At 35.1% G+C, this 24,662-nt stretch carries 21 protein-coding genes and 1 pseudogene; 3 read left to right on the top strand and 19 right to left on the bottom strand.

What is annotated here, in order from left to right; translation table 11 throughout:
- Positions 1 to 40 precede the first annotated feature (40 nt).
- The 11 genes and pseudogenes from LB076_RS10925 to LB076_RS10880 form a co-directional block, all read right to left on the bottom strand.
- On the bottom strand, positions 41 to 1,873 hold the full coding sequence (locus LB076_RS10925) for a BamA/TamA family outer membrane protein (protein WP_066334530.1): 1,833 nt from the start codon (positions 1,871 to 1,873) through the stop codon (positions 41 to 43).
- A 239-nt stretch (positions 1,874 to 2,112) separates the two neighbouring features.
- Complete coding sequence (locus tag LB076_RS10920) at positions 2,113 to 2,697, bottom strand: Maf-like protein (protein WP_066334527.1); 585 nt, start codon at positions 2,695 to 2,697, stop codon at positions 2,113 to 2,115.
- Positions 2,690 to 3,616, bottom strand: a complete 927-nt coding sequence (locus LB076_RS10915) for a geranylgeranylglycerol-phosphate geranylgeranyltransferase (protein ID WP_078055278.1) — start codon at positions 3,614 to 3,616, stop codon at positions 2,690 to 2,692. Before LB076_RS10915 ends, LB076_RS10920 begins: the two co-directional genes overlap by 8 nt.
- Positions 3,617 to 3,671: 55 nt before the next feature.
- Positions 3,672 to 4,199, bottom strand: a complete 528-nt coding sequence (locus LB076_RS10910) for a KdsC family phosphatase (RefSeq protein WP_066334526.1) — start codon at positions 4,197 to 4,199, stop codon at positions 3,672 to 3,674.
- Positions 4,183 to 4,956, bottom strand: a complete 774-nt coding sequence (locus LB076_RS10905; RefSeq protein WP_066334521.1) for a Rossmann-like and DUF2520 domain-containing protein — start codon at positions 4,954 to 4,956, stop codon at positions 4,183 to 4,185. The genes LB076_RS10910 and LB076_RS10905 overlap by 17 nt, the downstream gene beginning before the upstream one ends.
- A gap of 92 nt (positions 4,957 to 5,048) precedes the next feature.
- Positions 5,049 to 5,627: a DinB family protein gene (locus LB076_RS10900; protein ID WP_335583357.1), complete on the bottom strand. Its 579-nt coding sequence runs from the start codon at positions 5,625 to 5,627 to the stop codon at positions 5,049 to 5,051.
- 54 nt (positions 5,628 to 5,681) lie between these two features.
- Positions 5,682 to 6,188 carry a Crp/Fnr family transcriptional regulator gene (locus LB076_RS10895; RefSeq protein ID WP_066334518.1) on the bottom strand — a complete coding sequence of 169 codons (507 nt, stop codon included), beginning with the start codon at positions 6,186 to 6,188 and terminating at the stop codon, positions 5,682 to 5,684.
- 1 nt (position 6,189) lies between these two features.
- Positions 6,190 to 6,417, bottom strand: a pseudogene (locus LB076_RS14210) (transposase); the annotation flags it as partial.
- A 110-nt stretch (positions 6,418 to 6,527) separates the two neighbouring features.
- Complete coding sequence (locus tag LB076_RS10890; RefSeq protein ID WP_066334516.1) at positions 6,528 to 7,751, bottom strand: cation:proton antiporter; 1,224 nt, start codon at positions 7,749 to 7,751, stop codon at positions 6,528 to 6,530.
- Positions 7,752 to 7,956: 205 nt separating this feature from the next.
- Entirely contained in the window at positions 7,957 to 8,247 is a 291-nt protein-coding gene (locus tag LB076_RS10885) for a chaperone modulator CbpM (RefSeq protein ID WP_066334508.1), read from the bottom strand.
- Positions 8,244 to 9,137 carry a DnaJ C-terminal domain-containing protein gene (locus tag LB076_RS10880; protein WP_066334507.1) on the bottom strand — a complete coding sequence of 298 codons (894 nt, stop codon included), beginning with the start codon at positions 9,135 to 9,137 and terminating at the stop codon, positions 8,244 to 8,246. Before LB076_RS10880 ends, LB076_RS10885 begins: the two co-directional genes overlap by 4 nt.
- Before the next feature lie 535 nt (positions 9,138 to 9,672).
- Here LB076_RS10880 and LB076_RS10870 point away from each other — a divergent pair.
- Positions 9,673 to 11,205: a SulP family inorganic anion transporter gene (locus LB076_RS10870; protein ID WP_066334502.1), complete on the top strand. Its 1,533-nt coding sequence runs from the start codon at positions 9,673 to 9,675 to the stop codon at positions 11,203 to 11,205.
- A gap of 57 nt (positions 11,206 to 11,262) precedes the next feature.
- Here LB076_RS10870 and lpdA read toward each other — a convergent pair whose 3' ends face one another.
- The 3 genes from lpdA to truA all read right to left on the bottom strand — a co-directional run bounded on the left by lpdA (position 11,263) and on the right by truA (position 15,533).
- Positions 11,263 to 12,651 carry a dihydrolipoyl dehydrogenase gene (lpdA, locus tag LB076_RS10865; protein ID WP_066334495.1) on the bottom strand — a complete coding sequence of 463 codons (1,389 nt, stop codon included), beginning with the start codon at positions 12,649 to 12,651 and terminating at the stop codon, positions 11,263 to 11,265.
- A 275-nt stretch (positions 12,652 to 12,926) separates the two neighbouring features.
- Positions 12,927 to 14,681 carry an ABC transporter ATP-binding protein gene (locus LB076_RS10860; protein ID WP_066334492.1) on the bottom strand — a complete coding sequence of 585 codons (1,755 nt, stop codon included), beginning with the start codon at positions 14,679 to 14,681 and terminating at the stop codon, positions 12,927 to 12,929.
- A gap of 111 nt (positions 14,682 to 14,792) precedes the next feature.
- Positions 14,793 to 15,533, bottom strand: coding sequence for a tRNA pseudouridine(38-40) synthase TruA (gene truA / locus LB076_RS10855; protein ID WP_066334574.1), 741 nt, complete (start codon positions 15,531 to 15,533; stop codon positions 14,793 to 14,795).
- Between the two features lie 158 nt (positions 15,534 to 15,691).
- Between truA and LB076_RS10850 the strand changes: the two genes are divergently transcribed.
- Entirely contained in the window at positions 15,692 to 16,189 is a 498-nt protein-coding gene (locus LB076_RS10850; RefSeq protein WP_066334488.1) for a metallophosphoesterase family protein, read from the top strand.
- Between the two features lie 7 nt (positions 16,190 to 16,196).
- Here LB076_RS10850 and LB076_RS10845 read toward each other — a convergent pair whose 3' ends face one another.
- From LB076_RS10845 to LB076_RS10835, 3 genes are all read right to left on the bottom strand, one after another.
- A complete protein-coding gene (locus LB076_RS10845; RefSeq protein WP_066334479.1) occupies positions 16,197 to 17,888 on the bottom strand; it encodes a tetratricopeptide repeat-containing sensor histidine kinase in 1,692 nt (563 codons plus the stop codon).
- A 23-nt stretch (positions 17,889 to 17,911) separates the two neighbouring features.
- Positions 17,912 to 18,574 carry a response regulator gene (locus LB076_RS10840; RefSeq protein WP_066334477.1) on the bottom strand — a complete coding sequence of 221 codons (663 nt, stop codon included), beginning with the start codon at positions 18,572 to 18,574 and terminating at the stop codon, positions 17,912 to 17,914.
- 150 nt (positions 18,575 to 18,724) lie between these two features.
- Positions 18,725 to 19,138, bottom strand: coding sequence for a DUF4293 domain-containing protein (locus LB076_RS10835; RefSeq protein ID WP_066334475.1), 414 nt, complete (start codon positions 19,136 to 19,138; stop codon positions 18,725 to 18,727).
- A 181-nt stretch (positions 19,139 to 19,319) separates the two neighbouring features.
- On the opposite strand from LB076_RS10835, the gene rho reads away from it, so the two are divergent.
- Entirely contained in the window at positions 19,320 to 21,131 is a 1,812-nt protein-coding gene (gene rho / locus LB076_RS10830; RefSeq protein ID WP_066334474.1) for a transcription termination factor Rho, read from the top strand.
- Between the two features lie 126 nt (positions 21,132 to 21,257).
- Here rho and LB076_RS10825 read toward each other — a convergent pair whose 3' ends face one another.
- Both LB076_RS10825 and LB076_RS10820 read right to left on the bottom strand, forming a co-directional pair.
- Positions 21,258 to 22,511 carry an RsmB/NOP family class I SAM-dependent RNA methyltransferase gene (locus tag LB076_RS10825; protein WP_066334473.1) on the bottom strand — a complete coding sequence of 418 codons (1,254 nt, stop codon included), beginning with the start codon at positions 22,509 to 22,511 and terminating at the stop codon, positions 21,258 to 21,260.
- A gap of 139 nt (positions 22,512 to 22,650) precedes the next feature.
- A complete protein-coding gene (locus LB076_RS10820; protein WP_066334471.1) occupies positions 22,651 to 24,612 on the bottom strand; it encodes a KUP/HAK/KT family potassium transporter in 1,962 nt (653 codons plus the stop codon).
- Positions 24,613 to 24,662: the final 50 nt, after the last annotated feature.

Raw genomic sequence — 24,662 nt, 5'->3', positions numbered from 1 at the left:
AATCCGAACGATTAGTTGTTTTTTTTAACAAAAAGAAATGCTATTTGTAGCTAACGGTTTTTGGCTCTGCTAGTTCAAAACTTTGTAGTCCAAAATCCGTACTTTCAAAAGTATTGGTTTTAAATATATTAGTTCCTTCTAAAGGAATTTTGGGATAATACGAAAACGATAGTTGCAAAGAGCTAAAAACCAAATAATCATTAGTTAGTAGAATGCCAATACCTAATTTAGAATAGGCTTTTGTTTTAGTTGTAGCACCACCCAAAGCAGCTAGGGTGTAATTAAAATACGGGTTTAGTCTAAAACCAATAATCTCTCTAGGAGCATAGGTTTGGGTTTGTAAGGTAATGACGGCTTTTTTGTTGCCATATAATGGACTATAGAAACCAAGAATACCGTTATCTTCATTTATATTAAGCAAATCGCCAAGGATGTCTTTTCGGTGTAAACCAATTGTAATTTGAGGTTTGATAAACTGCCTCAAATGCCATTTTCCAATTGTGAAAAGGTTCGTAAAGTAGTGTGCCTGAAAAGTAAATGCGGTTTGTTCTGTTTTGGAATTACTAAAAAAACTACCAGCTTCTAAATTAGTGCTCAAAAAGCCCCAAGGATGGTAATTGCCAAACGAAATTTGTGCGCCTAAATAAGGTCTCCATTGGTTGTTTTTATATTGATATCCAGTGGTGATGCCGTATATTCTGCCAATTGGAACATCTTCAATAATTCCGTTTTTAAATAGGTATCTTTCTTTTACAAATTTTCGAGTATTGATCCCTATACCGACTAATATTTGTTGTTCTGAGCCATAAAAATGTAGTGGATCTGCTATTGCAATAGGGCTTTGGTTATACTTAATGTTTAAATAACGTGCCGATAAAATAAGGCGACTTGTTAGGTTATCTGGCGTATTTTTATTAAAAATAGATACCGCTTTGGCGGTCCAAAAATTTTGCGTGCTGTATTTAAAATTTTGTAGTAACGAGCCAGAATTAACAGTTTGTAGAGAATCTTTTTTGAACCGTTGTCCTAAATAAAAACCTCCTGCCCATTTAGCAAATGGGGAATAAAAAGGCCGTTCCATAGCAATTTCTTTATTATAAAAGCCATTTAAATCTACTTGGTATTTTAGTGCTGTATGCACAAAACTGTTCCGAATATTAGGGATGGTATAGGCAAATTGGTGTGCTTTTTTTTGGTCTTCAAAACGATTTGTAAGTCGGTAATTAAACTGCTGTCCGGTACCCAAAAAACTTCTCTCGTTTAATCCCAGGCGCAATGTAGAACTCGAAATCGCAAATCGGGGTTGGGTGGTCCATGAGTCTAACACTCGGATGGTTATATCTACAGAATCTGCTGTTGGACCAGTTATTTTTTCGGATATGGTCACTCGGTTTACAAATTTTTGAGAACGTAGGATACGTGCAGTTTCTTCTATTTTTAAGGAGTTATAAGGGGTGTTTTTTTTAAAGAGAAGCAAGTTCTTTATGGCAAATTTCTTGGATTTTAGATGCAATCTATTTCCGAGGTTTTCGTACCAATTGTTGTGTGTTTGGGTGCTGTCTGAGTCCGAATAACCAAAGGGATCTAGGGTTACTACCGTTATTTTTCGAATTATTTTGCCTTGGGCTAGGTTTTGTTTCTCGGGTTGGTTGGTTTCGGGTGTTTTTCGGTGTGATTTTATAGGTCTAAAAACTAATTTGTATAAAGCGGTAGTGATTTTGTTTTTTTTGGAATAGTGATGAATGTCTTTGTAAATTTCGGTGCTGTCTTTTGGTGTTACCTTTTTTTGAAGGGTTTTATCTTGAGAAAAAACGCATTGATAGCATAAGAAAAAAAAGAGCCCAAAAAGTATTTTTATATTTTGTAAGCCCATTTGCTCTAGCGTAATAATTTATTTTGGTTACTAACCAGTATTTTAACTCTGTTATTGTGGATGGTCTGGATCAATAACGGTATTGTCATTATTATAAAATACTATTTTACTCTCCGTGGCTTGAGTACTAACGTTACGCTACTATGGCTACCAGTATGCGCAAAAATAGGTAACTAATTACGGTACAACCAGTCCCTAAAACTTCATGGCTGTAATGGGTTATAAAATTGGTAGCCATTTTAAGCTAGGTTTAATAAATAGGCATATACTTTATCTAGAGGCATCCCCATAACGTTGGCATAAGAACCTTCAATTTTAGAAACCGCTACCCAACCAATCCATTCTTGAATTCCGTAAGCGCCGGCTTTGTCATAGGGTTGGTAGTTTTCTATATAATACAAAATAGCTTCGTCTGAGATGGAACTAAAGGTTACCTTGGTGGTTTCATGCAATACAGTGGTTTGGTTTACAGTTTTAAAGCAAACCGATGTAATTACTTCATGTGTGGCATTGGCTAATGATTTTAAAATACCAAAAGCATCTTCTTTGTCTTTTGGTTTGCCCAAAGCCTTACCGTTGTGCCAAACTATGGTATCGCTGGTAATCAAAATATCCTTTTCTTTTAAGGTTCCTTCAAAGGCATTGGATTTTAATTTTGCCAAAAAATCGGTGATTTCGGCCCCTTTTAATTCTGGAGGATAAACCTCTTCTATTTCTTTCAAGCGTATTTCAAAGTCCAGATCTAGATCTCTAAAAAACTGTTGTCTTCTGGGAGATCCCGAAGCCAAGATTAGGTTGTAATTCTGAAGTTTGTTTCTAAGCATGGTGTTGGATATTAAAGGTGATTACAGCAATAGATACAATTCCGAAAAATAAAATCCATTTTAATAAAGTACTTAATTCATTAAAGTCTTTTTGGGTTTTGGCCGTTAGTATTTTGATACTAAAAACAGCCATTGGTCCTATTAGTGCTACAAAACTATAGGCCGTAGCAACAAAAAGATGGTTATTCACAAGATAATTGTAGCTATATACCAAGAGGCAAATAATGGGTATGCAACTCAAAACAAAGACAATCTTTTGGGTTCGCTGGATACCTAAAACAATCGGTAAGGTGCGCATTGCTTGTTGGTAATCTCCGTTGTGGTCTTCAAGATCTTTGACTATTTCTCTAATAAAATTAATCATAAATGCAAATACGGCATAATCTATCAAAATGGCAAAAAAACTAGCCATTGCAGTTTGGTTCTGTGGGTTAATAGCCGGAAATAGATCAAAAATTCCTATTATAAGAATGCTAAAAGACAGCAATATAGCTACCACTAAGTTGCCAATTACAGCCATTTGTTTTAAACTAGAGGCATATAGGTACAGTGTAGCTGCAATTAAAATAAACAAAACCGCAAAGCTAGGTTTGTTTATAACATTAGAGAGATAAAAACCAATTGCAACCCCAATACTGTTGAGAACCATATAGATAGTATAGGCATTGGTTTCTGAAATTTTTTGGCCTACAATAACCTCCTGTGGTTTGTTGGTTAGGTCTGTATCTTGATCAAAAATATTGTTAATCACATATCCAGCTGCAGCAAGCAATACCGTTGAGAGTACCAATAGTAGGTATTGTAAGGTTGTTAATGCCAAAGGAATGTTTTGTAAGTTTAAAAAACCATACCTAAAAAGCAATTGCATAAAAGCAAGCATTAGAAGGTTTTTGTATCGGATGAGTTGTAAAAAATTCATTTTAAAGGATCCTTTAAGGGGAGATAAAGAGGTTGTTGTTGCCTTATTTAAAAGTTTAATCGTGTTGGCCATCAAAATGGGTCATCCATTTTCCTTGCACTTTCATCACTTGTTCGATCACATCCCGAGCTGCGCCTTTGCCACCGTTTTTGTGCGAGATGTAGGTGGCAATGTTTTTTATCTCTGCTGCGGCATCTTGCGGACAGCTTGGTAGCCCAACAAGTTGCATTACATGATAATCCGGAATATCATCTCCCATATACAAAACCGATTCTGGATTGATGTGGTACAGTTCTATATATTCTTTGAAGGTTGCTACCTTATCTGGAGTGCCTAAATGAATGTCTGTAATGCCCAAATTGCGCAAACGTACCCGAACTCCTTCGTTGCTACCTCCAGAAATAACACATACGTTGTAGCCGTTTTCTATGGCTGCTTTCATGGCATAGCCGTCTCGGACATTCATGGTGCGTAGCATTTCTCCTTGGGTGGTTATAAATACGGCACTGTCTGTAAGTACGCCATCTATATCAAAGATAAAGGTAGTGATGTCATTCATTAATTCTTTATAACTTTTTGCCATTTTTTTGTATTGATTGTGTTAGTAGTGTATATATATTTTGTTGGTTTTGATCTGTCAAAAATTCCAAATGCGCCTCAATGGTGGTTGCATCCTTGCGTTTTGCGGGTCCTGTTTGTGCTTGTTGAGGTGTTATATGCTGGATTTTTTGAGCAGTTTCTTGAATTAAAGGCTCTAAAATACCAAAAGGAACTTGGTGCTCTTGGCAAATAGCATTAGCTAGTTGGTACAAATGATTGGTAAAATTATTTGCAAAAACGGCCGCCACATGCAGTGCTTTGCGTTGTTGGGAGTTTATTGCGATGGCTTGGTCAGATAGTAGGCTTGCTATTTGTTTTACTGTTTCAAAATCCGCACTATTCTCGGTCTCTAAACAAATTGGTATGGTTTTAAAAGTAATGGCTTTGTTTTTGGTAAAGGTTTGTAATGGGTAAAAAACCGCTCTCTTGTTGCGGTCATTTAAAACCGTTATTGGCGCACTACCCGAAGTATGCGCCACCAACCGATTGCTAAATGGCAATGCGTTAGAAACCTCTGGCAATGCATCGTCCGAAACAGCCAGAATATACAAATGGGCCTCTTGTAAATCCGAATAATTAGTGGTGATTTTGTTAGGAGCTACCAAATGCAATAGCGTTTCTTTGTTGCGGGCATAGACCTGCACCAGTTCTATCGGGTGGCCGCTGTTTTGTGTGGTTTGAAAAGCGTTTATTAAATGTTGTGCAACATTTCCGGATCCTATAATAATAACTTTAATCATAGGGCAAAAATAACAAAAAAAAACCAAGACATTCTAGCAAATCCCCAATACACTTTGTTGTAGAGCTATCCAGACTAGGTTTAGTTAAAAAATCAGGGTGTCTGGGGCGGGTTTAAAACCATTTGTTTGTAGGTATTGTGTGTGTTTTGTATTTGGCTTAGATGTCGGATCATGTGGTTGATGTAAAAACGAAAACAGTCTCCTAATTGGAGTTTTATTAAGCTAGAAATAGAGATTTTTACCTTGGTTTGGTTTAAACTCACGTTTTTGGATTGGTTTAGCAGTTCTAAAAGTTGTTTTTGTTGGGCAATAAATTGTTCTATAACGGTTTTGTCCAGTTTTGCATTTAAGGGATTTTTGTCTTTAAAGGTCTTTATTTTACGAAAATTTTTTTTGGGTAACATGCTGTTTGCAAAATAATTACCAAACAAACCACTTTTAAAAATAGATTCTTTGGAGGCTTTGGAGTGGTTTATACTGCGTTCTATTTCGGGTAAGTAAAAATTGCCGTAGCGGTTTAGGTGTTCTAAGCATTCTAAAATACTCCAAGAGTTTTGGTGTTCTCTCCAGGTTAGTAGATGCAGGTCTTGGTGTTTTAGGTTTTCTGCTTGGTGGCAAATTTGGTTGGTTTGCTCGACTAACAATTGAATTAGTTTTTGGGATTCCATCATGGCTTTTTTTGGTACAAAGCTCCATAAAATAATTTAGGCTCATCTTGATTGTAATCAAGATTTTTTTAATCTGGATAGGGTTTCGGGTGTCATCCTTAAATAATTAGCAATGTGTTTGTTTGGGATTTCTTGAAATAGCTGCGGGCTTCTGTGGAGCACTCTTAGGTATCTTTGATGGGGTGAATTTGTGAGAAGGTCTATTTCGCGCTCCATTTGTTGTAGGGCTAGGTTTTCTAAAATGCTAATCCATAAAATGCGGTTGGCTTGGGTTTTTAGAAAATCCTCAATTTGGGTTTTAGGAAATACTTTTAGGGTTGTTTTTTTAATTGCTTGTATACCCAGTTGGGAAGGATTTTGGGTCAAAAAAGAGTCCAGGCAAACAATGAAATTTTCTTTATATCCTAATCGAATTATTTGTTCTTCGGTATCGTGGGTACTAAAAACTTTTAGGCTACCGCTTTGGATGTAATACAGGTTGGTATCGATACTTCCGGGGGTTTTTAGAAATTGGTTTCGTTCTATGGTTAGGGTTTGATGGCAATGTTCAAGAAGTGTTTTCATGCTATTTGGGTACTGGGTTTGTCTTTGGGAGCTCGCCTGAAAGCCACATAAAGTAAATGTTTTCCTTTACCGATTTGGCTATCTTTCGACAAGAATAAGTGTGGTTCAAATAGCCATAAAATACTATCTTGATTAGCATTTTAGGATGGTAAGCCCAAGTGCTTCCTCCTTTATAATGAGAAATAATATCTGGAATCTCTAATTTTTCAATAACAGAAGCTATTAGTCTTGCAGAATGATTCTATGAAATTAAAATATTTAAATCTAACAGAAAAAGGACTTGTTGATAAGCAGAGTGAGTCTTAAAAACAGCTTGGCTTTGGTGCAATTTTAGATACACTAAGTCAGTGGTGTTTCTTTTAGGACCTTTTCTTTGGCTTTTCTTTTTTCTTCTAGTATGGTTTCTTGTTGTTTTGCAGTCACCATCAAACCTAACATCATAATAAATGCAGTCAAAAGAATTACCTGAATAATCAGCGATTTATTTACTATAGCAATGGTGTTTTCGGGTGCTATGGATAAAAAAAGAAGAATGGTTATTAGCCCTCTTGGAGCTACGAACAGTAAAGGAAACAACGGGATTTTAGATATTTTTAGTTGGATCAGACGTAGTAAGAATAAAATTAGTACAATTCCGACAGCCCATACTAGAGTTTCGGTATTTATTATTTCGGAGGTTTTGATTAAATATCCAAATAACAAGAAGAATAATGCTCTTACTAAAAAAGTAGCTTCAATGATCAATTCTTTGAATTTTGCAACTTCTTTGTTCAATAAGTCTAGTCTAAATCGTTGTGCCCACTTATAATGATTTAATTCATCAAGGTTGCCAATGGAGAGTCCAAAAACTAAAATAAATATTAAAGCAGGTAGGTGGTATATTTTAGAAACTTCATAAATCAAAATTATTAGCAATACAATAGGCACAAATTTAATGTGGTGGTCAATTTTATTGAGTAAAAAGGAAAGTAGTATGGTTGCTACAAATGAAATGGCAATAATTAGTAGTATTTCTAGACAAAAATACCCAAAGGTTTCTAGTCCAAAACTAGTGTTGAAAGCAATAAAATTGAAAAAAATCACCCCAAAGATATCCGATAGACTACTTTCGTAGATAATAAATTCTTTTTGATTGGAACTTAAGTTTCGTACACTTGGAATAGCAATTGCACTACTAATAACACAGAATGGGATGGCATTGGCTAAGCTATCTTTGAAAGAATAATTACCGTAATAATGTAATAAATAAGCCAACGAAAATGCCAATACCATTAAGGGTAAAAATGCTCCCAAAGAAGATTTTTTGATTAAGCCTATTTTAGATTTGTTGAGTTCTAGTTCTAAGGAACCTTCCAGTACAATAAGTATCAAACCTATTGTTCCTAAGATGGGCAGTGTAGCGGTTAGGTCTGGTATTTCTATATCAAATAGCAAAGTGATTTCTCTAACTACCCATCCCAATAAAAGCAGGAGGATTACAGAAGGTATTTTGGTTCTGGATGCTGTAAGATCAAATAAATAAGCAACTAAAAGTAAAAGACAAAGCGAAATTATAATTGTCATACAAGAGGGTTTAATTTTTTTACATTATTGACCACAATGTTATTTTGAATATTGTGGCGATGTAAGGTAGTATTTTTGGCGGTTAAAATACAAAAGTTTTTTATTTTGTATGGGATTCTTTCTTCTATTTTGTATAATTTAGCTTGTTAATCCGTATATTTTAAATACCAATACCATCTAGACAGTGTCTTTGGGCATTGCTACTTTATTGATACAAACGCAAGCTGTTTTGAGTTTCTGTCAATTCTTTCTGCAAGAGTTCTATTTTATTCAAAAGATTTAAAATAACGTCAATGCCTGCTACATTGACTTCTAGATCTTGGTGTATGCGTACTATTTTTTCTACTTTATAGATAGCATCTTGATGTACATACAGGGTTTGTTCTATGTTTTGAATAGCAATCAAGCCAAGGTCCTTTAAATCGGTGAAGAAAGTTATTTCTAGGTTGTAGTGTTGGCATAATGTATTTAGGGTAATTAAATTTTCGGTACTCATGTTGTTCTAAGTTTAGCTAGTTCTATAAATAACTGGGTTTCTTTTTCGGTAAGATTAGTAGGGAGTGGTATGTGGTAAGTAATATAGAAATCCCCAAACTCCTTTTCTTTTTTGTAGACCGGAAATCCTTTGCCTTTTAATTTTACTTTGGTGTCGTTTTGGGTTCCGGGTTTTACGGTTAGTTTTACTTTTCCATCAAAAGTAGGTACTGTAATTTCTCCGCCAAGTATGGCCGTATATAAGTCTAAATTTACAGTGGTGTATAAGTTGTTTTTGTCTCTCTTAAAAAGGGTATGGTTTTGAACCAAAAAGCTAAGGTAGAGATCTCCTTTGGGACCACCTCCAGTGCCAAGACCACCATATCCGGTTATTTTTATTACTTGGCCATTTTCTACACCCGCAGGAATAGTAAGGCGTATCTTTTGGTCATTAATGGTTAGTGTTCTTTGGTGGGTGGTATAAACATCCTGTAGTTCTAGATGGAGCTCGGCATTAAAATCTTGTCCTTTAAATGCTGTGCCACGGTTGTTTCGAGCACTACCACCAAAGGAAGTATTGCCAAACATGGATTCAAAAAATTCGGAATAATCCTGTGCGTCAGAACCATTATTTTGGTTTTGTTGGCGGTGGTTTTGCTGCTGTTGTCTGGAACCTTGCTGTTGTGGTTGCTCCCAGTTTTGACCGTATTGGTCGTATTTTTTTCTTTTTTCTGGGTTACTGAGCACTTCATGCGCTTCGTTAGCTTGCTTGAATTTTGCCTCAGCTTCTTTGTCATTAGGGTTAAGGTCCGGATGGTATTTGCGAGCCATTTTTCTGTAGGCTTTTTTTATTTCGGCCTCTGTTGCCTTTTTATCTATTTCAAGAGTCTTATAATAGTCTATAAATGCCATACTTGTGGTTGTTTTTGGTGCTTTTTTTACGGCTTTTTCTTAATGATATTGGTGTTTTAAATACAGAAATTGCTCTCTCAAATTTAGTCAATTTTAGTCAGATAGATCCAAATTTGGAGTTTTATTTGAAGGTTTCTACGGGTTCTAAAAACATAGTTGTTATAACCAATACTATTTTGCCGTTTCGGACCGAAAACTAAAGTAGTGCATTGCAAAAGCGATCCATTTTAAACAATTAAATAACCAAACCCCACCGATTTAAATTATAAATAGATTTTACAGTGATATCGTGGCTTAGCCTACTATTGCTTAGTAAGATTTCTTTAATACTTTATAGAATCTATTGGTATCTGCTCCAAAAATATTTACATTTGCAAACTAAAATTTAAAAGAGATTTATTTCTTTAATTCAAAAAACAAGTCTTAACCTAAGGCAACAAACCATTTATTTCCTCTATTTTTATTGGTTTTCTCCATTTTGGGAATGCATTTTTTTATTTAAAAAAAAGAGTATTTAAAATTATTTTATAAAAGAATGAAACAGTACTTGAGATTATTTGATTTCACCCAAAAAGTGAATTATAAAACAGAAGTTTTAGCTGGCCTAACTGTAGCGATGACTATGATCCCAGAATCGTTGTCTTTTGCTATTTTGGCAGGTTTTCCGCCTTTGGTAGGGTTGTATGCTGCTTTTATCATGGGATTAGTAACAGCAGTTTTTGGTGGCAGACCCGGAATGGTTTCTGGTGGGGCAGGAGCTACTGTGATAGTATTGATTGCGTTAATGCAGTCTAGTGGTCTAGAATACGTTTTTGCAGCAGTTGCATTAGCAGGAGTTTTGCAAATTTTGGTCGGGGTGTTTAAACTAGGTAAATTTATTCGGTTGGTTCCGCAGCCCGTAATGTTTGGTTTTGTAAACGGTTTGGCAATTATTATTTTTATGTCTCAATTAGAACAGTTCAAAACCATGGTAAATGGAAAACTTGTTTGGCTTTCGGGCAGTCCGTTGTATATAATGCTAGCACTAGTAATGTTGACCATTGGGATTGTGCTTTTTTTTCCAAAAATAACCAAGGCTGTTCCTGCTTCATTGGTGGCCATTATTGTTGTTTTTGGTTTGGTTCTGGGCTTAGGGATTGAAACAAAAACTGTAGCCGATATTGCTTCAGTAAGTGGTGGGTTTCCTCCATTTCATATCCCAAATATAACGCTGAGTTTAGCTACCTTAAAATTAATATTTCCGTATGCCTTAATTATGGCTTCGGTAGGATTAACCGAAGGTTTGTTAACCTTAAATTTAGTAGATGAAATGACTGGAACCAAAGGAAACGGGAATAAAGAATGCATTGCTCAAGGAAGCGCCAATATTTTAAATGGCTTTTTCTTCGGAATGGGAGGTTGCCCCATGATTGCCCAAACTTTAGTAAACTTATCAGCTGGATCCAGGGTTAGATTGTCTGGAATAATTGCTGCTTTGACCATTTTGGTTATCATTTTATTTGGAGCTCCTATAATTGAACAAGTACCTATGGCAGCCTTAGTAGGGGTTATGGTAATGGTTGCAATAGGCACCTTTGAATGGATTAGTATTCGGATTATTAATAAAATGCCAAGGCAAGATATTTTTGTGGGTGTTTTGGTAGCAGTAATAACGGTTTTGTTACACAACCTAGCCCTGGCGGTGTTAATAGGCGTTATTATTTCGGCTTTGGTGTTTGCATGGGAGAGTGCCAAAAGAATTCGTGCAAAGAAATATTTGGATGCCAATGGAGTAAAACATTATGAAATATACGGGCCATTGTTTTTTGCATCTACTACAGCATTTGCCGAAAAATTTGATGTTTTTGAAGATCCAAACGAAGTTATTATTGATTTTAGAGAAAGTAAAATTGCAGATATGAGCGCTATTGATGCCGTAAATAAAATTACAGAAAGGTATGCCAAATTGGGCAAAAAAGTACATCTGAGACATTTGAGTAGTGATTGCAGAAGATTGTTACAAAATGCCGATAGTGTAATTGATATCAATATTATAGAAGATCCTACTTACAAAGTAGCTGTGGATTAATAAAAAAAGAGGTTGTTCTGAATATAGAACAACCTCTTTTTTTATTAAAGTTAAAGTTTACAAGTGTATTACTTCATCATAAGCAGCTGCAACGGCTTCCATAACGGCTTCACTCATGGTAGGGTGTGGGTGTATGGATTTTAGTATTTCGTGTCCAGTAGTTTCTAATTTACGAGCCACTACTGCCTCAGCAATCATATCAGTAACTCCTGCACCAATCATGTGGCAGCCTAACCATTCACCATATTTTGCATCAAAGATTACTTTTACAAAACCATCGGGAGTTCCTGCTGCTTTTGCTTTTCCGGAGGCCGAAAATGGAAATTTACCAATTTTTAATTCGTATCCTTTTTCGATGGCTTGTTTTTCAGTCAAACCTACCGAAGCAATTTCGGGAGTAGCATACGTACAACCCGGAACATTTCCGTAATCAATAGGTTCTACGTGCAATCCTGCAATTTTTTCTACACAATTAATCCCTTCGGCAGAAGCTACATGTGCTAGTGCTTGTCCTGGGGTTACATCACCAATGGCGTAGTATCCAGGAATGTTGGTTGCATTGTAGTCATTTACAAGTATTTTATCTCTATCGGTAGCAATTCCTACTTCCTCTAGGCCAATATTTTCAATGTTGGTTTTGATTCCTACAGCAGATAACAAAATTTCGGCCTGTAATTCTACTTCTCCTTTAGCAGTTTTTACAAAAGCAGTAACCCCATCTCCAGAAGTGTCTATTCTTTCTACAGAGGCATCGGTCATGATTTTAATACCAGCCTTTTTTAAAGAACGTTCCATTTGTTTAGAAATATCAATATCTTCAACGGGAACTATATTAGGCATAAATTCTACAATGGTTACCTCGGTGCCCATTGCGTTATAAAAATGTGCAAATTCAACACCAATAGCTCCAGAACCTACAATAATCATGGATTTTGGTTGTTTTGGTAGTGTCATTGCTTGTCTGTATCCAATTACTTTAACGCCGTCTTGCGGTAAGTTAGGTAATTCGCGAGAGCGGGCTCCAGTGGCAACAATAATATGATCCGCGTTATACTCGGTTACTTTATTATCTTTGTCTGTAACATCTATTTTTTTACCTGGTTTTAGTTTACCAAAACCTTCGATAACGTCAATTTTATTTTTTTTCATCAAAAATTGTACTCCTTTGCTCATTCCATCCGCAACATTACGGCTGCGTTGTACTACAGCAGGAAAATCTTTATCAAAGGAAGAAATAGTCAAACCATAATCCGAAGCATGTTTTAAATAATCAAAAACTTGCGCAGATTTAAGTAATGCTTTAGTAGGAATACATCCCCAGTTTAAACATACCCCACCTAGGTTTTCTTTTTCAATTACGGCTACTTTAAACCCTAATTGTGATGCTCTGATGGCAGTAACGTATCCACCTGGACCACTTCCTAAAACAATGATATCGTATTTCATTTTTATAAGTTTTCTAAATTAATTGATTTGGCGAATTTAAGGATTTATTCTGTTTTTGGAAACATTATAGTTTTAATAAATACAAACTTTAATAAATAATTTGTTTTTTAAAGCATGCTAGGGTAGTGGTCTAAAATAATCTAGGCTTCCGCTTGGTTTTGCGTTAAAACCAGATCCTTTTTTTTTACCAGTTACTTTGAATTAAAAACCTATTATACGCGCCTTTTGAGTGAGTGGTTCTTTTTGGTTATTTTTTTAGAATAAATACTCTCTTCTTACTGCGATACCGAAAATTGCGAGTGGTATAAATTTTTATAAAAACCATTCTCTAGTTTTATTAATTCAGTATGAGTGCCTTGCTCTACAATGATGCCTTTGTCCATTACCACAATTTTATCTGCGTTTACAATGGTTGCTAATCGGTGTGCAATTACAATAGAAGTTCTGCCTTTGGTTACCGTTTCGGTAGCGCGTTGCATTAACTCCTCGGAGTAAGAGTCTATGGAGGATGTGGCTTCGTCCAGAATTAAAATACTCGGGTTGCTCACATAAGCTCGCAAAAAAGCAATCAATTGGCGTTGGCCCGAAGACAGCATTACGCCACGTTCTTTAACATCAAAGTTGTAGTTATCTGGAAGGCTCATAATAAATTCATGAACCCCAATTTCTTTGGCCGCAGCCACCACAACATCAGGCGTAATGCTAGGGTCCTCTAGAGTAATGTTATTATAAATAGTATCTGCAAACAAAAAAACATCCTGCAAAACTACCGCAATTTGTTTGCGCAGAGAACCAAGTGTATACGCTTCAATATTATGATTATCAATAAAAATGGTACCACTATTGATTTCATAAAACCGGTTCAATAAATTAATAATAGTAGATTTTCCGGCACCAGTAGAGCCAACAATAGCCACCGTTTGTCCCGGTTTGACCTCCAAATTAATTCCTTTAATCACCTCCTCGTCGGGTATGTAGCTAAACCGAACCTTTTCAAAATTAATTTTGCCCTTAAATAGAGGCGCCTCAATAGTACCAGTATCTTGTATTTGATCCTGGGTATCAATAATACCAAAAACCCTATTGGCAGCAATCATTCCCAATTGCATTTCATTAAATTTATCCGCAATTTGACGCAACGGATTAAACAACATCCCAATAAACATGGTATAAGAAAACAAATCCCCAAAAGTGGTAAAATTATCTCCATTTAAAATTTTGAGCCCTCCATACAAAACAATAAAACCAAGAGTCAAAGAAGAAATAATATCTGCAATAGGAAAAAAGATAGAGTTATACAATATAGTTTTGACCCAAGCCTTTTTGTGTTTTTCATTAATTTGCATAAATTTATCCGCCTCAATAGTCTCTCTGTTAAACAACTGGACAATTTTCATTCCAGTAACCCGCTCTTGCACAAAAGAGTTCATGTTAGCAATTTGATTGCGCACCTCCTCAAATGCAACTTGCATTTTGCGCTGAAAAATACGCGTGATAAAAACCAAAATAGGCATCGCCACAATAACAATCCAGGTCAATTTCCAGTTCATGTAAAACATAAAAATAAGCACCACCATCATTTTCATCAAATCACTGATAATCATAAACAAACCTTGACTAAAAATACGCGCAATAGACTCAATATCCGATACAGAACGCGTCACAAGTTGCCCCACCGGCACCAAGTCAAAATATTTCATTCTAAAACTCAAAATATGCTTAAATAACCTAATGCGTATGTCTTTTACAATATCCTGACCAAGCCAATTAGACCAGTACACAAAATAAAATTGCGAAAAAACCTCACTCAACAGCACCATTCCCATCAAAGATATATAGAACAACAACCCCTGCGCATCTTGCGTCTGTATATAGTCATCCACCGTTTGTTTGAGCAAATACGGACGCAACGCAGCAAACAAGGATAACGAAATTGCAAACACAATAACCCCATTAAAACGCCACTGATAGGGTTTTGTGTACTGTAGTATTCTTTTAAATAAACGGGTATCAAATGCTTTTGCTTTCATTTTTATTACCTAAAATTAGGCCATTTTTTTGGAGCTATTTCCTGCTTTTCGCTGCAATATTTTTATTTTTTTAAAGAAAAAAAATAAAAATGATTTCCACTTCAATCAGGGCTATTTAGTTATATAATCATAATCAATTTCGGTCAAATACAAACCATGTGCCGGTACCGAAAACCCCGCCAGATCCCTATTTTTGCTTTCAATAATGGTATTAAAAGTTTCTAAAGTTATTTTATGCAACCCAACATTTACCAGTGTTCCCACAATAGCCCGAACCATATTTCGTAAAAATCGGTTGGCACTAATGGTAAATACCAAATTGTTTTTATCTTGCTCCCAATACGCTTCATAAATCGTACAATCAAAAGTGTTTACATCCGTATTGACCTTAGAGAAACACTGAAAATTAGTATGTTTCAATAGTATTTTGGCAGCCTTATTCATCAAATCAACATCTAACTTCTGAAAAAAATACCAACTCTGTTCCTGCAAAAAGGCATCTTTAAAAGAATGGATACGGTATTCATAGGTTCTTTTAGTAGCATCAAATCGGGCATGAGCATGCTCTGCAACCAAAATAATAGCATAAACCACAATATCTTTGGGCAAATACGAGTTGAGTTTATGTACCAACTTAGCAGTATCTATTGGAGATTCAAAATCAAAATGCGCATACATCACTTTGGCGTGCACACCCGTATCGGTGCGTCCAGCTCCCATAATGCTCATAGAGCAGTTTAGTAGCACAGACAAGGCTTTATTTAAAGTTTCTTGTACCGAAGAGGCATTTGGCTGGCATTGCCACCCATGGTATAACGTTCCGTTGTAAGCTAATTTTATAAAATATCTCAAAATAATGGTGCACAAAGTTCAAAAGAAACAAAGGTACAAAGTTTTTAGGTTGAGAAAAGGTTAAATCTATAAGATATAGTCACTCCTATAGATTTTTATTTACTACGCAAATCAAGTACCTTTGTAGCTACTAAAAATAGTAAAATAAGTACTTCAAAATGAAAAAAATACTATTGCTCTCCGATACCCATAGCCACATAGACGCTACCATACTAAAATATGCAGCACAAGCAGACGAGGTGTGGCATGCAGGAGATATTGGAGACTTGTTGGTTACAGATGCCTTGCAAAAAATAAAGCCCCTACGCGCTGTATATGGCAACATTGACGATAATAAAGCACGTTTAGAATTTCCTTTGCACCATCGTTTTGACTGCGAAGAAGTTTCGGTTTGGATCACCCATATCGGAGGATATCCGGGTAAATACAACCCAAGTATTAAAGAGGAAATGGCAAAGAATCCTCCAAAATTATTTATTTGTGGTCATTCACATATCCTAAAAGTGCAGTTTGACAAAAAAAACAACCTTTTGCACCTTAATCCTGGAGCTTGTGGGAAGAGCGGTTTTCATCCGTTGCGCACCATGATGCGTTTTGTGATTGATGGCCAAGCGATCCGAGATTTAGAAATAATTGAAATTGAAAAACGAGTATAACAAGCTATTATTTGTATAAAATAGGGGTTTTTATTATAATTTGTGTTCCTGTTTTTTCGCCTGAAATTATTTTGAATACGCCATCAATATTGCTTATTCGTGCTCGTATTTGCGTTAGGCCAAAACCTTCCTTAGAGCGGTATTTGTCCGTAGCAAAGCCCATCCCGTTGTCTTCAATTATAATAAGTAATTTGTCTTGACTCTCTGTAATAGTTATTTTTGCTAGACTTGCTTTGCTGTGTTTCAGGATGTTATTAAATAATTCGGTAATTATAAAATACATTTTCATTTCAAATTCTTCATTATAGCGTGTTTTGTCCTCAATGGTGCTAATATATTCAAAACGAATACTAGAGTTAGAGTTTTTCTCACACAGATCCTTTAAAGAAAAAAACAACCCAAAACGAGTCAGTAGTGAGGGGATAAGTTGGTGGGATACATCTCGGACCCTATCATGAGCCTCTTTTAATATGGATTTTGTTTTTGTTATTTCTTCGGTTTGGATTGGGTTTTTGGCACTAAACACACTCAGATGCAAGCCCGCCGAAGATAACAGAGCACTAATATCGTCGTGCAAAAACGAAGCTATTTTTTTTCTTTCTAATTCTTGCCCATTCACAGAGGCGTTGTAAATATTTTGCTGGATTTTTGTTTGTACATCTTTCAATTTGTTTTTCTGCTTTAGCTTTATGTTTTGGAAGAAAAAATAAAACAAAATGATAATTAATAACAGTATAGAAATAATAATAACGCTAATTTGTTTGTTTTTAGATTGTTTTTCTAGCAAAACCTCCTCTTTGGTTTTGTATTTGAGTTCAATAGTATCAATTTCTCTCTTGTACTCATCAATTTCTAGATTAATACCCGCTATGTTTGCTTTTTGTACTTTTTCTTCATTATTAATAATGGTTGTTAGAGCGTTGTATTTGGCTAGGTTTTCGTAGGCTTTTTTGTAAGCACCAATTTGTACCAAAAAACGAGAATATTCTTGGTAAGAAAACGATAAATCGGATTTTTCACTTCCTTCTTCCCCTAATTGTATCGCTTTTTCAAAATAAGCAACAGCCTTTTTGGTGTCTTTTTTGTAGCCACAATACATTCCGTTTAGCAAATTTAAAGCCACAATGGTGCTTTCGTCGCCATGTTTTTGATGGTGCTTGTTGATGTAATCTAAATAAGGCTGTCCGGCTTGGTATTCTCCTATGTCAAAATAAGCCCAGGCAATATTTAAATTAGTAAAAACTAGCTGTGGAAAGTCGTTTATTTTGGTGCTGTAATCCAGAGATTTTTTGTAATAATAAATTCCTTTTTGGTATTCTTTTTTATCAAAACAATAAATGTTGCCCAAATTATTGTAGAGCCAATTTTTTAATTCGTCATCTTGGGTTCTATTGGCATATATCAATCCTTTTCTGTAGTAAAAATAGGCTTTTTCAAATTCTGCAATGCCATCAAAATTTGCAGCTATAATGTTGTAACACCTAGCAATGAGTACATCCTCGTGGATTTTTATGGCTTTGGTTAGTGCTTTTCTGGATAAAATTAATGATTTTTCGTATTTTTCATTTTTCATTAACTCTGTAGCTTCATTAGATAGTTTAATGACTTCTTCTTTAGGACTTATTAAGGCCTGTGAAACAGCTATATTGGTATACAAAAAAAGTAAAAACAGAAATAAAGGGGCGTGTTTGTATCCCATAAAAAAAATAGATTACTAGCTCTTTACGATTTTATTAATTTATTTTTAAGGGCATATTTAACTAGGCTAATAGTGTTTTTAGCGTTTAGCTTTTTCATGATATTCTTGCGGTGTGTCTCTACGGTATTATTGCTAATAAATAAATGTTCGCTAATTTCTTTACCGCTATACTCTAAGGCAATTAAGGTAATCACTTCAATTTCTCGCTCGGTTAATAAAGCTGCAACATTGGGTTTGTATTTATTTAATTTAAGGTTGTTTTGTGTGGCAGTATTAAAAATTTTTTCTCTCACGGATTTACAAAAATATTCTTCGCCTTCACTAACAAATTGTATAGCCTCTACAATGTGTTCTCCAGCACATTGTTTGGTGAGGTAACCACTAGCGCCTAATTTCATGACCTCTTGTATAATTTTTAGCTCATCATAACTAGAAAGAATAATCACTCTGCAAGGAAATCCTTTGGTTTTAAATTCTTTGATTACTGCAATACCATCTTTTTCTGGCATGCTAATATCTAGAACCAAAATATCGGTCTTGTTATTTGTAACATCCTCAAAAAGAGTACTTCCATTCAAAGAAAAACCAACCACCTCAAAATTTGCAACCGTACCAAGTAAGGTTTTCATTCCATCAATTAACACCTGGTGGTCATCAGCTAGATGTATTCTAATTTTATCTTTCATTTTGTGATTAAGTCTATCCAAATTTATAAAAAAAATGTTACTATGCCCATGAATACGGGGATTAATTACAATTTATTGACCTTTTATCACAAAAAAACCCGAATGGTATCATTCGGGCTTTCTTCGCACTAATAAACTAAGTTTATAGGTTTATCTCAATCGATCCACAGATTTCACAAGATCTTCGTCCTTTTTGATGGCCTTATTAGCTAAAACTAATAACACGATAGCAACAATAGGAAGAAACATCCCAATACCTTTCTCAGAAACCACTAGGGCTTCTCCAGATAAATTTAGTGAATGAAAAACAAATAATCCTAATAAAATTAAATTTAATATCATACTCAATCGGTTCATCACAAATTGATTTTGTCTTTTTTTATAGGAAAGAATACTCATTACAGTTATTGCAGTAAGTAAACCCAAAAGTACTACATATACCTGATTCTGCATAAAATAATAATCTTGGTCGTTATTTAATTTCCATAACGGAAACACAAATGGCAAAACAGCTATTACAACAAAGGTAAGTAATAAATATATGGTTTGAATTCTTTGTATCATTTTTTAAAATTTGTTTTACAAAAATATATTTTCTTTTTGAAAAATACTATTGTATCGTTAGATTTTATTCGTATTATTGCAGGACAATTCCGTAAGCACTTCATACTGCGGACAATTCAAGATAAAATAGTTTTACCTATACTTTACACTATTCCAAATTAATTAAATTCAAATAACATTCATGTTTGATATTTCGGCATTAAAAGAAATGAAGCTTACGGAGCTCCAACAAATAGCTAAAGCTACAAAATCCATAAAATTTAATGGAGTTAAAAAAGAAATTTTAATAGGGCACATCCTAGAATATCAAAAAAACTCTGCGGACCCAACCTCTGATAATTCTGTAAAAGATGCAGTTGTAGAGGCTAAACCCCAAAAAACAGTTGTTGCTCCCTCCGAAAAACCAATAGTGCAAAAACCTAGAATACAACCCAATAGGGCTAAAAACAACATACAAAATAACACTCAAGATCCAGCAGAAAGTATCCTCAAAGAGTCTGCTGTTTTGGATACAATGGAGGAGTTAGATACAAATACGACACTTGCGCCCGAAAAGGATAATACAGTTCCAGAAAACAAGCCAACCAAAACGGTTAAATTTAGTAAAACTGCCTATCAGAATAAAATTGCTTTAAAAAAGAGCAAAGAACTTGCTACAGATACAACAAAAGAGACCGAAATTCTGGCAAATGAAATTCCGGTAAGCAAAACTCTAGTAAATGATGCTATTGCTACGCCCAAGGCTAAGACTACTAATGCGCCAGCAGTCAAAAAAGCGAATCCCAACCAAACAAATAAACAAAATCCAAACCAAAACCCAAACCAAAATCCTAATTTTAAGAATAAAAAAAATAATTTTAGAGATGCAGATTTTGAGTTTGATGGCATTATAGAAAGTGAAGGTGTTCTGGAAATGATGGCCGATGGTTATGGTTTTTTGCGCTCCTCAGATTATAATTATTTAGCCTCACCAGATGATATTTATTTATCTACCTCTCAAATTCGTTTGTTTGGATTAAAAACGGGAGATACAGTAAAGGGCGTGGTCAGACCCCCAAAAGAAGGAGAGAAATTTTTTCCATTGGTGCGGGTATTAAAAATTAACGGTCATGACCCACAAGTAGTACGAGATAGGGTTTCTTTTGAACATTTGACCCCAGTATTTCCTTCCGAAAAATTCAATCTTGCCGATAGACAAAGTACTATTTCAACCCGAATTATAGATTTGTTTTCGCCCCTAGGAAAAGGGCAGCGAGGCATGATTGTAGCCCAACCTAAAACCGGTAAAACCATGCTACTCAAGGAGATTGCAAATGCAATTGCAGCAAATCATCCAGAGGTTTATTTACTAGTTTTATTGATTGATGAGCGTCCTGAAGAGGTAACCGATATGCAGCGTAGTGTACGTGGAGAGGTAATTGCTTCTACATTTGATAGAGAGCCACAAGAACACGTTAAAATTGCTAATATTGTTTTAGAAAAAGCAAAACGCTTGGTAGAATGTGGGCACGATGTAGTGATTTTATTAGACTCGATCACCCGTTTAGCAAGAGCATACAATACAGTGCAACCAGCATCTGGTAAAGTGCTTAGTGGAGGAGTAGATGCCAATGCATTACAGAAACCAAAACGTTTTTTTGGAGCAGCTCGTAATGTAGAAAACGGAGGGTCTCTAAGTATCATAGCTACTGCATTGACCGAAACTGGATCTAAAATGGACGAGGTTATTTTTGAAGAATTTAAAGGAACCGGTAACATGGAACTACAGTTGGATAGAAAAATTGCTAATAAACGTATTTTTCCAGCTATTGATTTGACTTCTTCCAGCACTCGTAGAGATGATTTATTGCTTGACGAAAATACCTTGCAAAGAATGTGGATTATGAGAAAATACCTTTCGGATATGAATCCTGTTGAAGCCATGAGTTTTATCAATGATAGGTTTAGAAAAACAAAAAATAATGAAGAGTTTTTAATCTCTATGAATGACTAATAGCACCACTGGGTTTTAAAATTTATAATAAACCAGTTTTTCACGAAAACTACATATACAAAAAAAGTCCTCGATATTTCGAGGACTTTTTTTGTGTAAGTAAGAAAATTGGGTTCTAAACAATACTTATGCTTTTATTTCTTTTTGTTCTTTAGGTTTTGCTTCTTCATCTTTTCGTTCTAAAAGAGCCATATAAAACCCATCAAAACCAGATTCTGAAGCCAGAATTTTTTGATCTTTAATAAAATTAAATTGTTTTCCAATTTCGGTTTTCAAAAATCGAGCTACCTGTTCTTGATTTTCTGAAGGTAAGACAGAGCAGGTTGCATACACTAATTTGCCTCCTGGTTTTACAATTTTAGAATAGCTTTCGAGAACTTCGGCTTGCACTTTACGGATGTTATCTATAAACTCGGGTCTCAATTTCCATTTGGCATCCGGATTTCTTTTTAAAACACCTAAACCACTACAAGGAGCATCAATTAGAACACGGTCTGCTCTCTGGTGTAGTTTCTTGATTACTTTTGTAGTATCAATAATGCGGTATTGGATATTAAAAGCGCCATCTCGTTTTGCTCTTATTTTTAGTTGCTTTAATTTACTTTCGTATAAATCCATTGCAATTAATTGTCCTTTGTTTTCCATCAAAGCAGCAATGTGTAATGTTTTTCCACCAGCACCAGCACAAGTATCAACAACACGCATGCCTGGTTTGACATCCAAAAAAGCAGCCACGAGTTGTGAATTTGCATCTTGTACCTCAAAATATCCTTGTTTAAAGGCATCTGTCATAAAAACATTGGCTCTTTCTTGCAATACAAGCGCATCGGGTTGGTCTGCTAAAGTATCCGTAGGAATGTCTAAATCCATCAAAATGGCTCTCAATTTTTCTTTGGTAGTTTTAAGTGTGTTGACTCTTAAAATTACTTTTGCAGGTTGGTTTTGAGCGGCAATTTCTTTGGACCAAACTTCTTCTCCTAATTCTTGAACTCCAATTTCGTCCATCCAATCTGGTATAGACTCTTTTAGGGTTCTTGTTTTAGATAATTCATCAAAACGGCCTTTTATTTTTCTCTCTGGCGTTCCTTCTAATTGTCTCCAATCCGGTATTGGGTAACCTCTAAGTACTGCCCATACCGAAAATATTCTCCAAAGATTGTCTCTATCAAATGGTTCTTTTACTTCGGCAATTTCGGCATACAATCTTTTCCATCGAACAATTTCGTAGATTGTTTCGGCAACAAACTTTCTGTCAGAGCTTCCCCAACGTTTGTCTTTTTTTAAGGCTCTAGCGACCATTTTATCGGCATATTCTCCCTCGTTAAATATTGCATTGAGAGAGTCAATGGTAGTATAAACTAAATTTCTGTGTAATCTCATTTTTAATAATTGAGTTGCAAAGGTAGTATTAATTGATTGAAAGATAAATTTTTAATAATGAATGTTCGTTTTATATTTTCATTATAAAAAAAAACACGATATTTTATCGTGTTTTTTTAAATTTCATAGAATAGGATTGTTATTTAATTCTGGTTAGTCCAATGTTTTCGGGTGCGTGCAATACCATCGGAAATTTCTCAATTTTAACAGAACTACTATCTAATCCAAAGGCACTTTCTTCAGAAAGACTTAATTTTTTAATTAAAAAATAGGAGTTCATAACCAGTTTTTCATGCCATCTCATATCGCTATCGTTAGACAGAAATTTTTCTGAAAGTACAAATTTAAAATCTCCAATAATGTTGTTTTTATTCAACGATTCGTACCTACTGGTAATATCTACTTCGCCTTTTTTAACCATATCTTTAATTACCTCTTTAAACATGAGGTTTATTTTTGTAGGTTCTCTAAAACCCAAATTAAAATCTACACGGTACAGGTCATCTTTAAGAATTTCGGTTACTTTATACTCCGTTTTATAAGGTTCGCTCAAAATGTTAACATGCACAAACCAATAAATATCGGCTCGTTTTGGTCTTTTTTGCAAAATAGAATACATTACTTTTTCTTCAATTTCGTCTACTCGGTTGGCATTGGTCATGTACACTAAATGGGTGGCATATTTTGGGATACTTAAATCTGCACTGAGCTCCATTAGTACTTTTTTGTAATCTGCAATTTTAACAATTTTAGTATAGTTCTTGCTTATTTTTTTGGCCAAATACCAGGTTGTCATCACAGATATTAGCATTGCCGCTATTATTAAAGTTACATAACCTCCATCAGCAAACTTAGTGATATTGGCTGCCAGAAAACTAAACTCTATCAAAAGATACACCGTAATCAAAGGAATTATAAAATACAATTTTACTCTTTTCATAATTAAATAAAAATTAAGTAAAATAGTGGTCATTATCATACAAAGTATAATAGCCAAACCGTAAGCATGTTCCATATTGCTGGATTCTTCAAAATGCAATACGATACCAACACAACCAAAAAACAACAACCAATTAATCGAAGGGATGTACAATTGACCTTTTAGCTCTGTTGGGTATTTTATTTTTACTTTTGGCCAAAAATTCAATCGCATGGCCTCATTAATCAATGTAAAAGAACCACTAATAAGCGCCTGCGAAGCAATAACTGCCGCTAGAGTGGCAATAATAATCCCGATGGGTTGGAACCAGTCTGCCATAATTAAATAAAACGGATTTCCGTTAGATCCACCCAAAGATTGTAGCGTTTCTCCTTCGTGTTGTATCAAATAAGCTGCTTGACCAAAATAATTAAGCACCAGAGCAGATTTTACAAAAATCCAACTAATACGAATGTTTTTTCGGCCACAATGCCCCATATCGGAGTATAATGCTTCGGCACCAGTGGTACACAAAAATACAAATCCCAATACAAAAAATCCCTCCGGATGAATGGATAATAACTGGTATGCATAATACGGATTGAAAGCCTTGAATACCTCGGGGTATTTTGCAATTTGAATAACTCCAAGGGTACCAAGCATACTAAACCAAACCAGCATCATAGGGGCAAAAAATTTGCCGACCAATTTAGTTCCAAATTGTTGTATAGTAAAGAGTACAAATAAAATACCAATAACAATAGGTACCGTATTGATACTTGGATAATAGGTTTTAATCCCTTCAACGGCAGAAGACACTGATATAGGGGGCGTAATAATACCATCGGCAAGTAAGGCGCTTCCTCCTATAATTGCAGGAACAATAAGCCATTTAATTTTAGTTTTTTTGACTAAGGCATACAGTGCAAAAATACCACCTTCTCCGTGGTTGTCTGCACTTAGAGTAATCATTACATATTTTATGGTAGTTTGTAGAGTAAGGGTCCAGAATACGCAAGATATTCCTCCCAGAACAATATTGGCATCAATCACGTGTTGCCCAAGAATGGCTTTCATTACATATAAAGGGGAGGTACCAATATCTCCGTATATTATGCCTAGTGTAATTAATAAACCACCTAAGGTTAATTTAGAATGCAAGTTTTTTTGCGATGTGCTCATTTCTTATTTTTAATAAAACTCGTCAAATTTAGTCTTTATAAAATATAATT

It is taken from the genome of Flavobacterium crassostreae, assembly GCF_001831475.1.
Lineage (GTDB): Bacteria > Bacteroidota > Bacteroidia > Flavobacteriales > Flavobacteriaceae > Flavobacterium > Flavobacterium crassostreae.
The sequence above is the reverse complement of the archived record's forward strand: the minus strand, read 5'-3'. Positions and strand labels throughout refer to the sequence as shown.

Bases quoted from the DNA above. Each gene is read 5' to 3' on its own strand.
- LB076_RS10850 (WP_066334488.1), top strand. From the start codon at position 15,692: ATGAAAAAAATACTATTGCTCTCCGATACCCATAGCCACATAGACGCT.
- LB076_RS10880 (WP_066334507.1), bottom strand. From the start codon at position 9,137: ATGGCATTTATAGACTATTATAAGACTCTTGAAATAGATAAAAAGGCA.
- LB076_RS10825 (WP_066334473.1), bottom strand. From the start codon at position 22,511: ATGAGATTACACAGAAATTTAGTTTATACTACCATTGACTCTCTCAAT.
- LB076_RS10835 (WP_066334475.1), bottom strand. From the start codon at position 19,138: ATGATACAAAGAATTCAAACCATATATTTATTACTTACCTTTGTTGTA.
- LB076_RS10840 (WP_066334477.1), bottom strand. From the start codon at position 18,574: ATGAAAGATAAAATTAGAATACATCTAGCTGATGACCACCAGGTGTTA.
- LB076_RS10890 (WP_066334516.1), bottom strand. From the start codon at position 7,751: ATGACAATTATAATTTCGCTTTGTCTTTTACTTTTAGTTGCTTATTTA.
- LB076_RS10820 (WP_066334471.1), bottom strand. From the start codon at position 24,612: ATGAGCACATCGCAAAAAAACTTGCATTCTAAATTAACCTTAGGTGGT.
- LB076_RS10900 (WP_335583357.1), bottom strand. From the start codon at position 5,627: ATGATGGAATCCCAAAAACTAATTCAATTGTTAGTCGAGCAAACCAAC.
- LB076_RS10870 (WP_066334502.1), top strand. From the start codon at position 9,673: ATGAAACAGTACTTGAGATTATTTGATTTCACCCAAAAAGTGAATTAT.
- LB076_RS10925 (WP_066334530.1), bottom strand. From the start codon at position 1,873: ATGGGCTTACAAAATATAAAAATACTTTTTGGGCTCTTTTTTTTCTTA.
- lpdA (WP_066334495.1), bottom strand. From the start codon at position 12,651: ATGAAATACGATATCATTGTTTTAGGAAGTGGTCCAGGTGGATACGTT.
- LB076_RS10920 (WP_066334527.1), bottom strand. From the start codon at position 2,697: ATGCTTAGAAACAAACTTCAGAATTACAACCTAATCTTGGCTTCGGGA.
- LB076_RS10845 (WP_066334479.1), bottom strand. From the start codon at position 17,888: ATGGGATACAAACACGCCCCTTTATTTCTGTTTTTACTTTTTTTGTAT.
- LB076_RS10895 (WP_066334518.1), bottom strand. From the start codon at position 6,188: ATGAAAACACTTCTTGAACATTGCCATCAAACCCTAACCATAGAACGA.
- rho (WP_066334474.1), top strand. From the start codon at position 19,320: ATGTTTGATATTTCGGCATTAAAAGAAATGAAGCTTACGGAGCTCCAA.
- LB076_RS10905 (WP_066334521.1), bottom strand. From the start codon at position 4,956: ATGATTAAAGTTATTATTATAGGATCCGGAAATGTTGCACAACATTTA.
- LB076_RS10885 (WP_066334508.1), bottom strand. From the start codon at position 8,247: ATGAGTACCGAAAATTTAATTACCCTAAATACATTATGCCAACACTAC.
- LB076_RS10860 (WP_066334492.1), bottom strand. From the start codon at position 14,681: ATGAAAGCAAAAGCATTTGATACCCGTTTATTTAAAAGAATACTACAG.
- LB076_RS10915 (WP_078055278.1), bottom strand. From the start codon at position 3,616: ATGAATTTTTTACAACTCATCCGATACAAAAACCTTCTAATGCTTGCT.
- LB076_RS10910 (WP_066334526.1), bottom strand. From the start codon at position 4,199: ATGGCAAAAAGTTATAAAGAATTAATGAATGACATCACTACCTTTATC.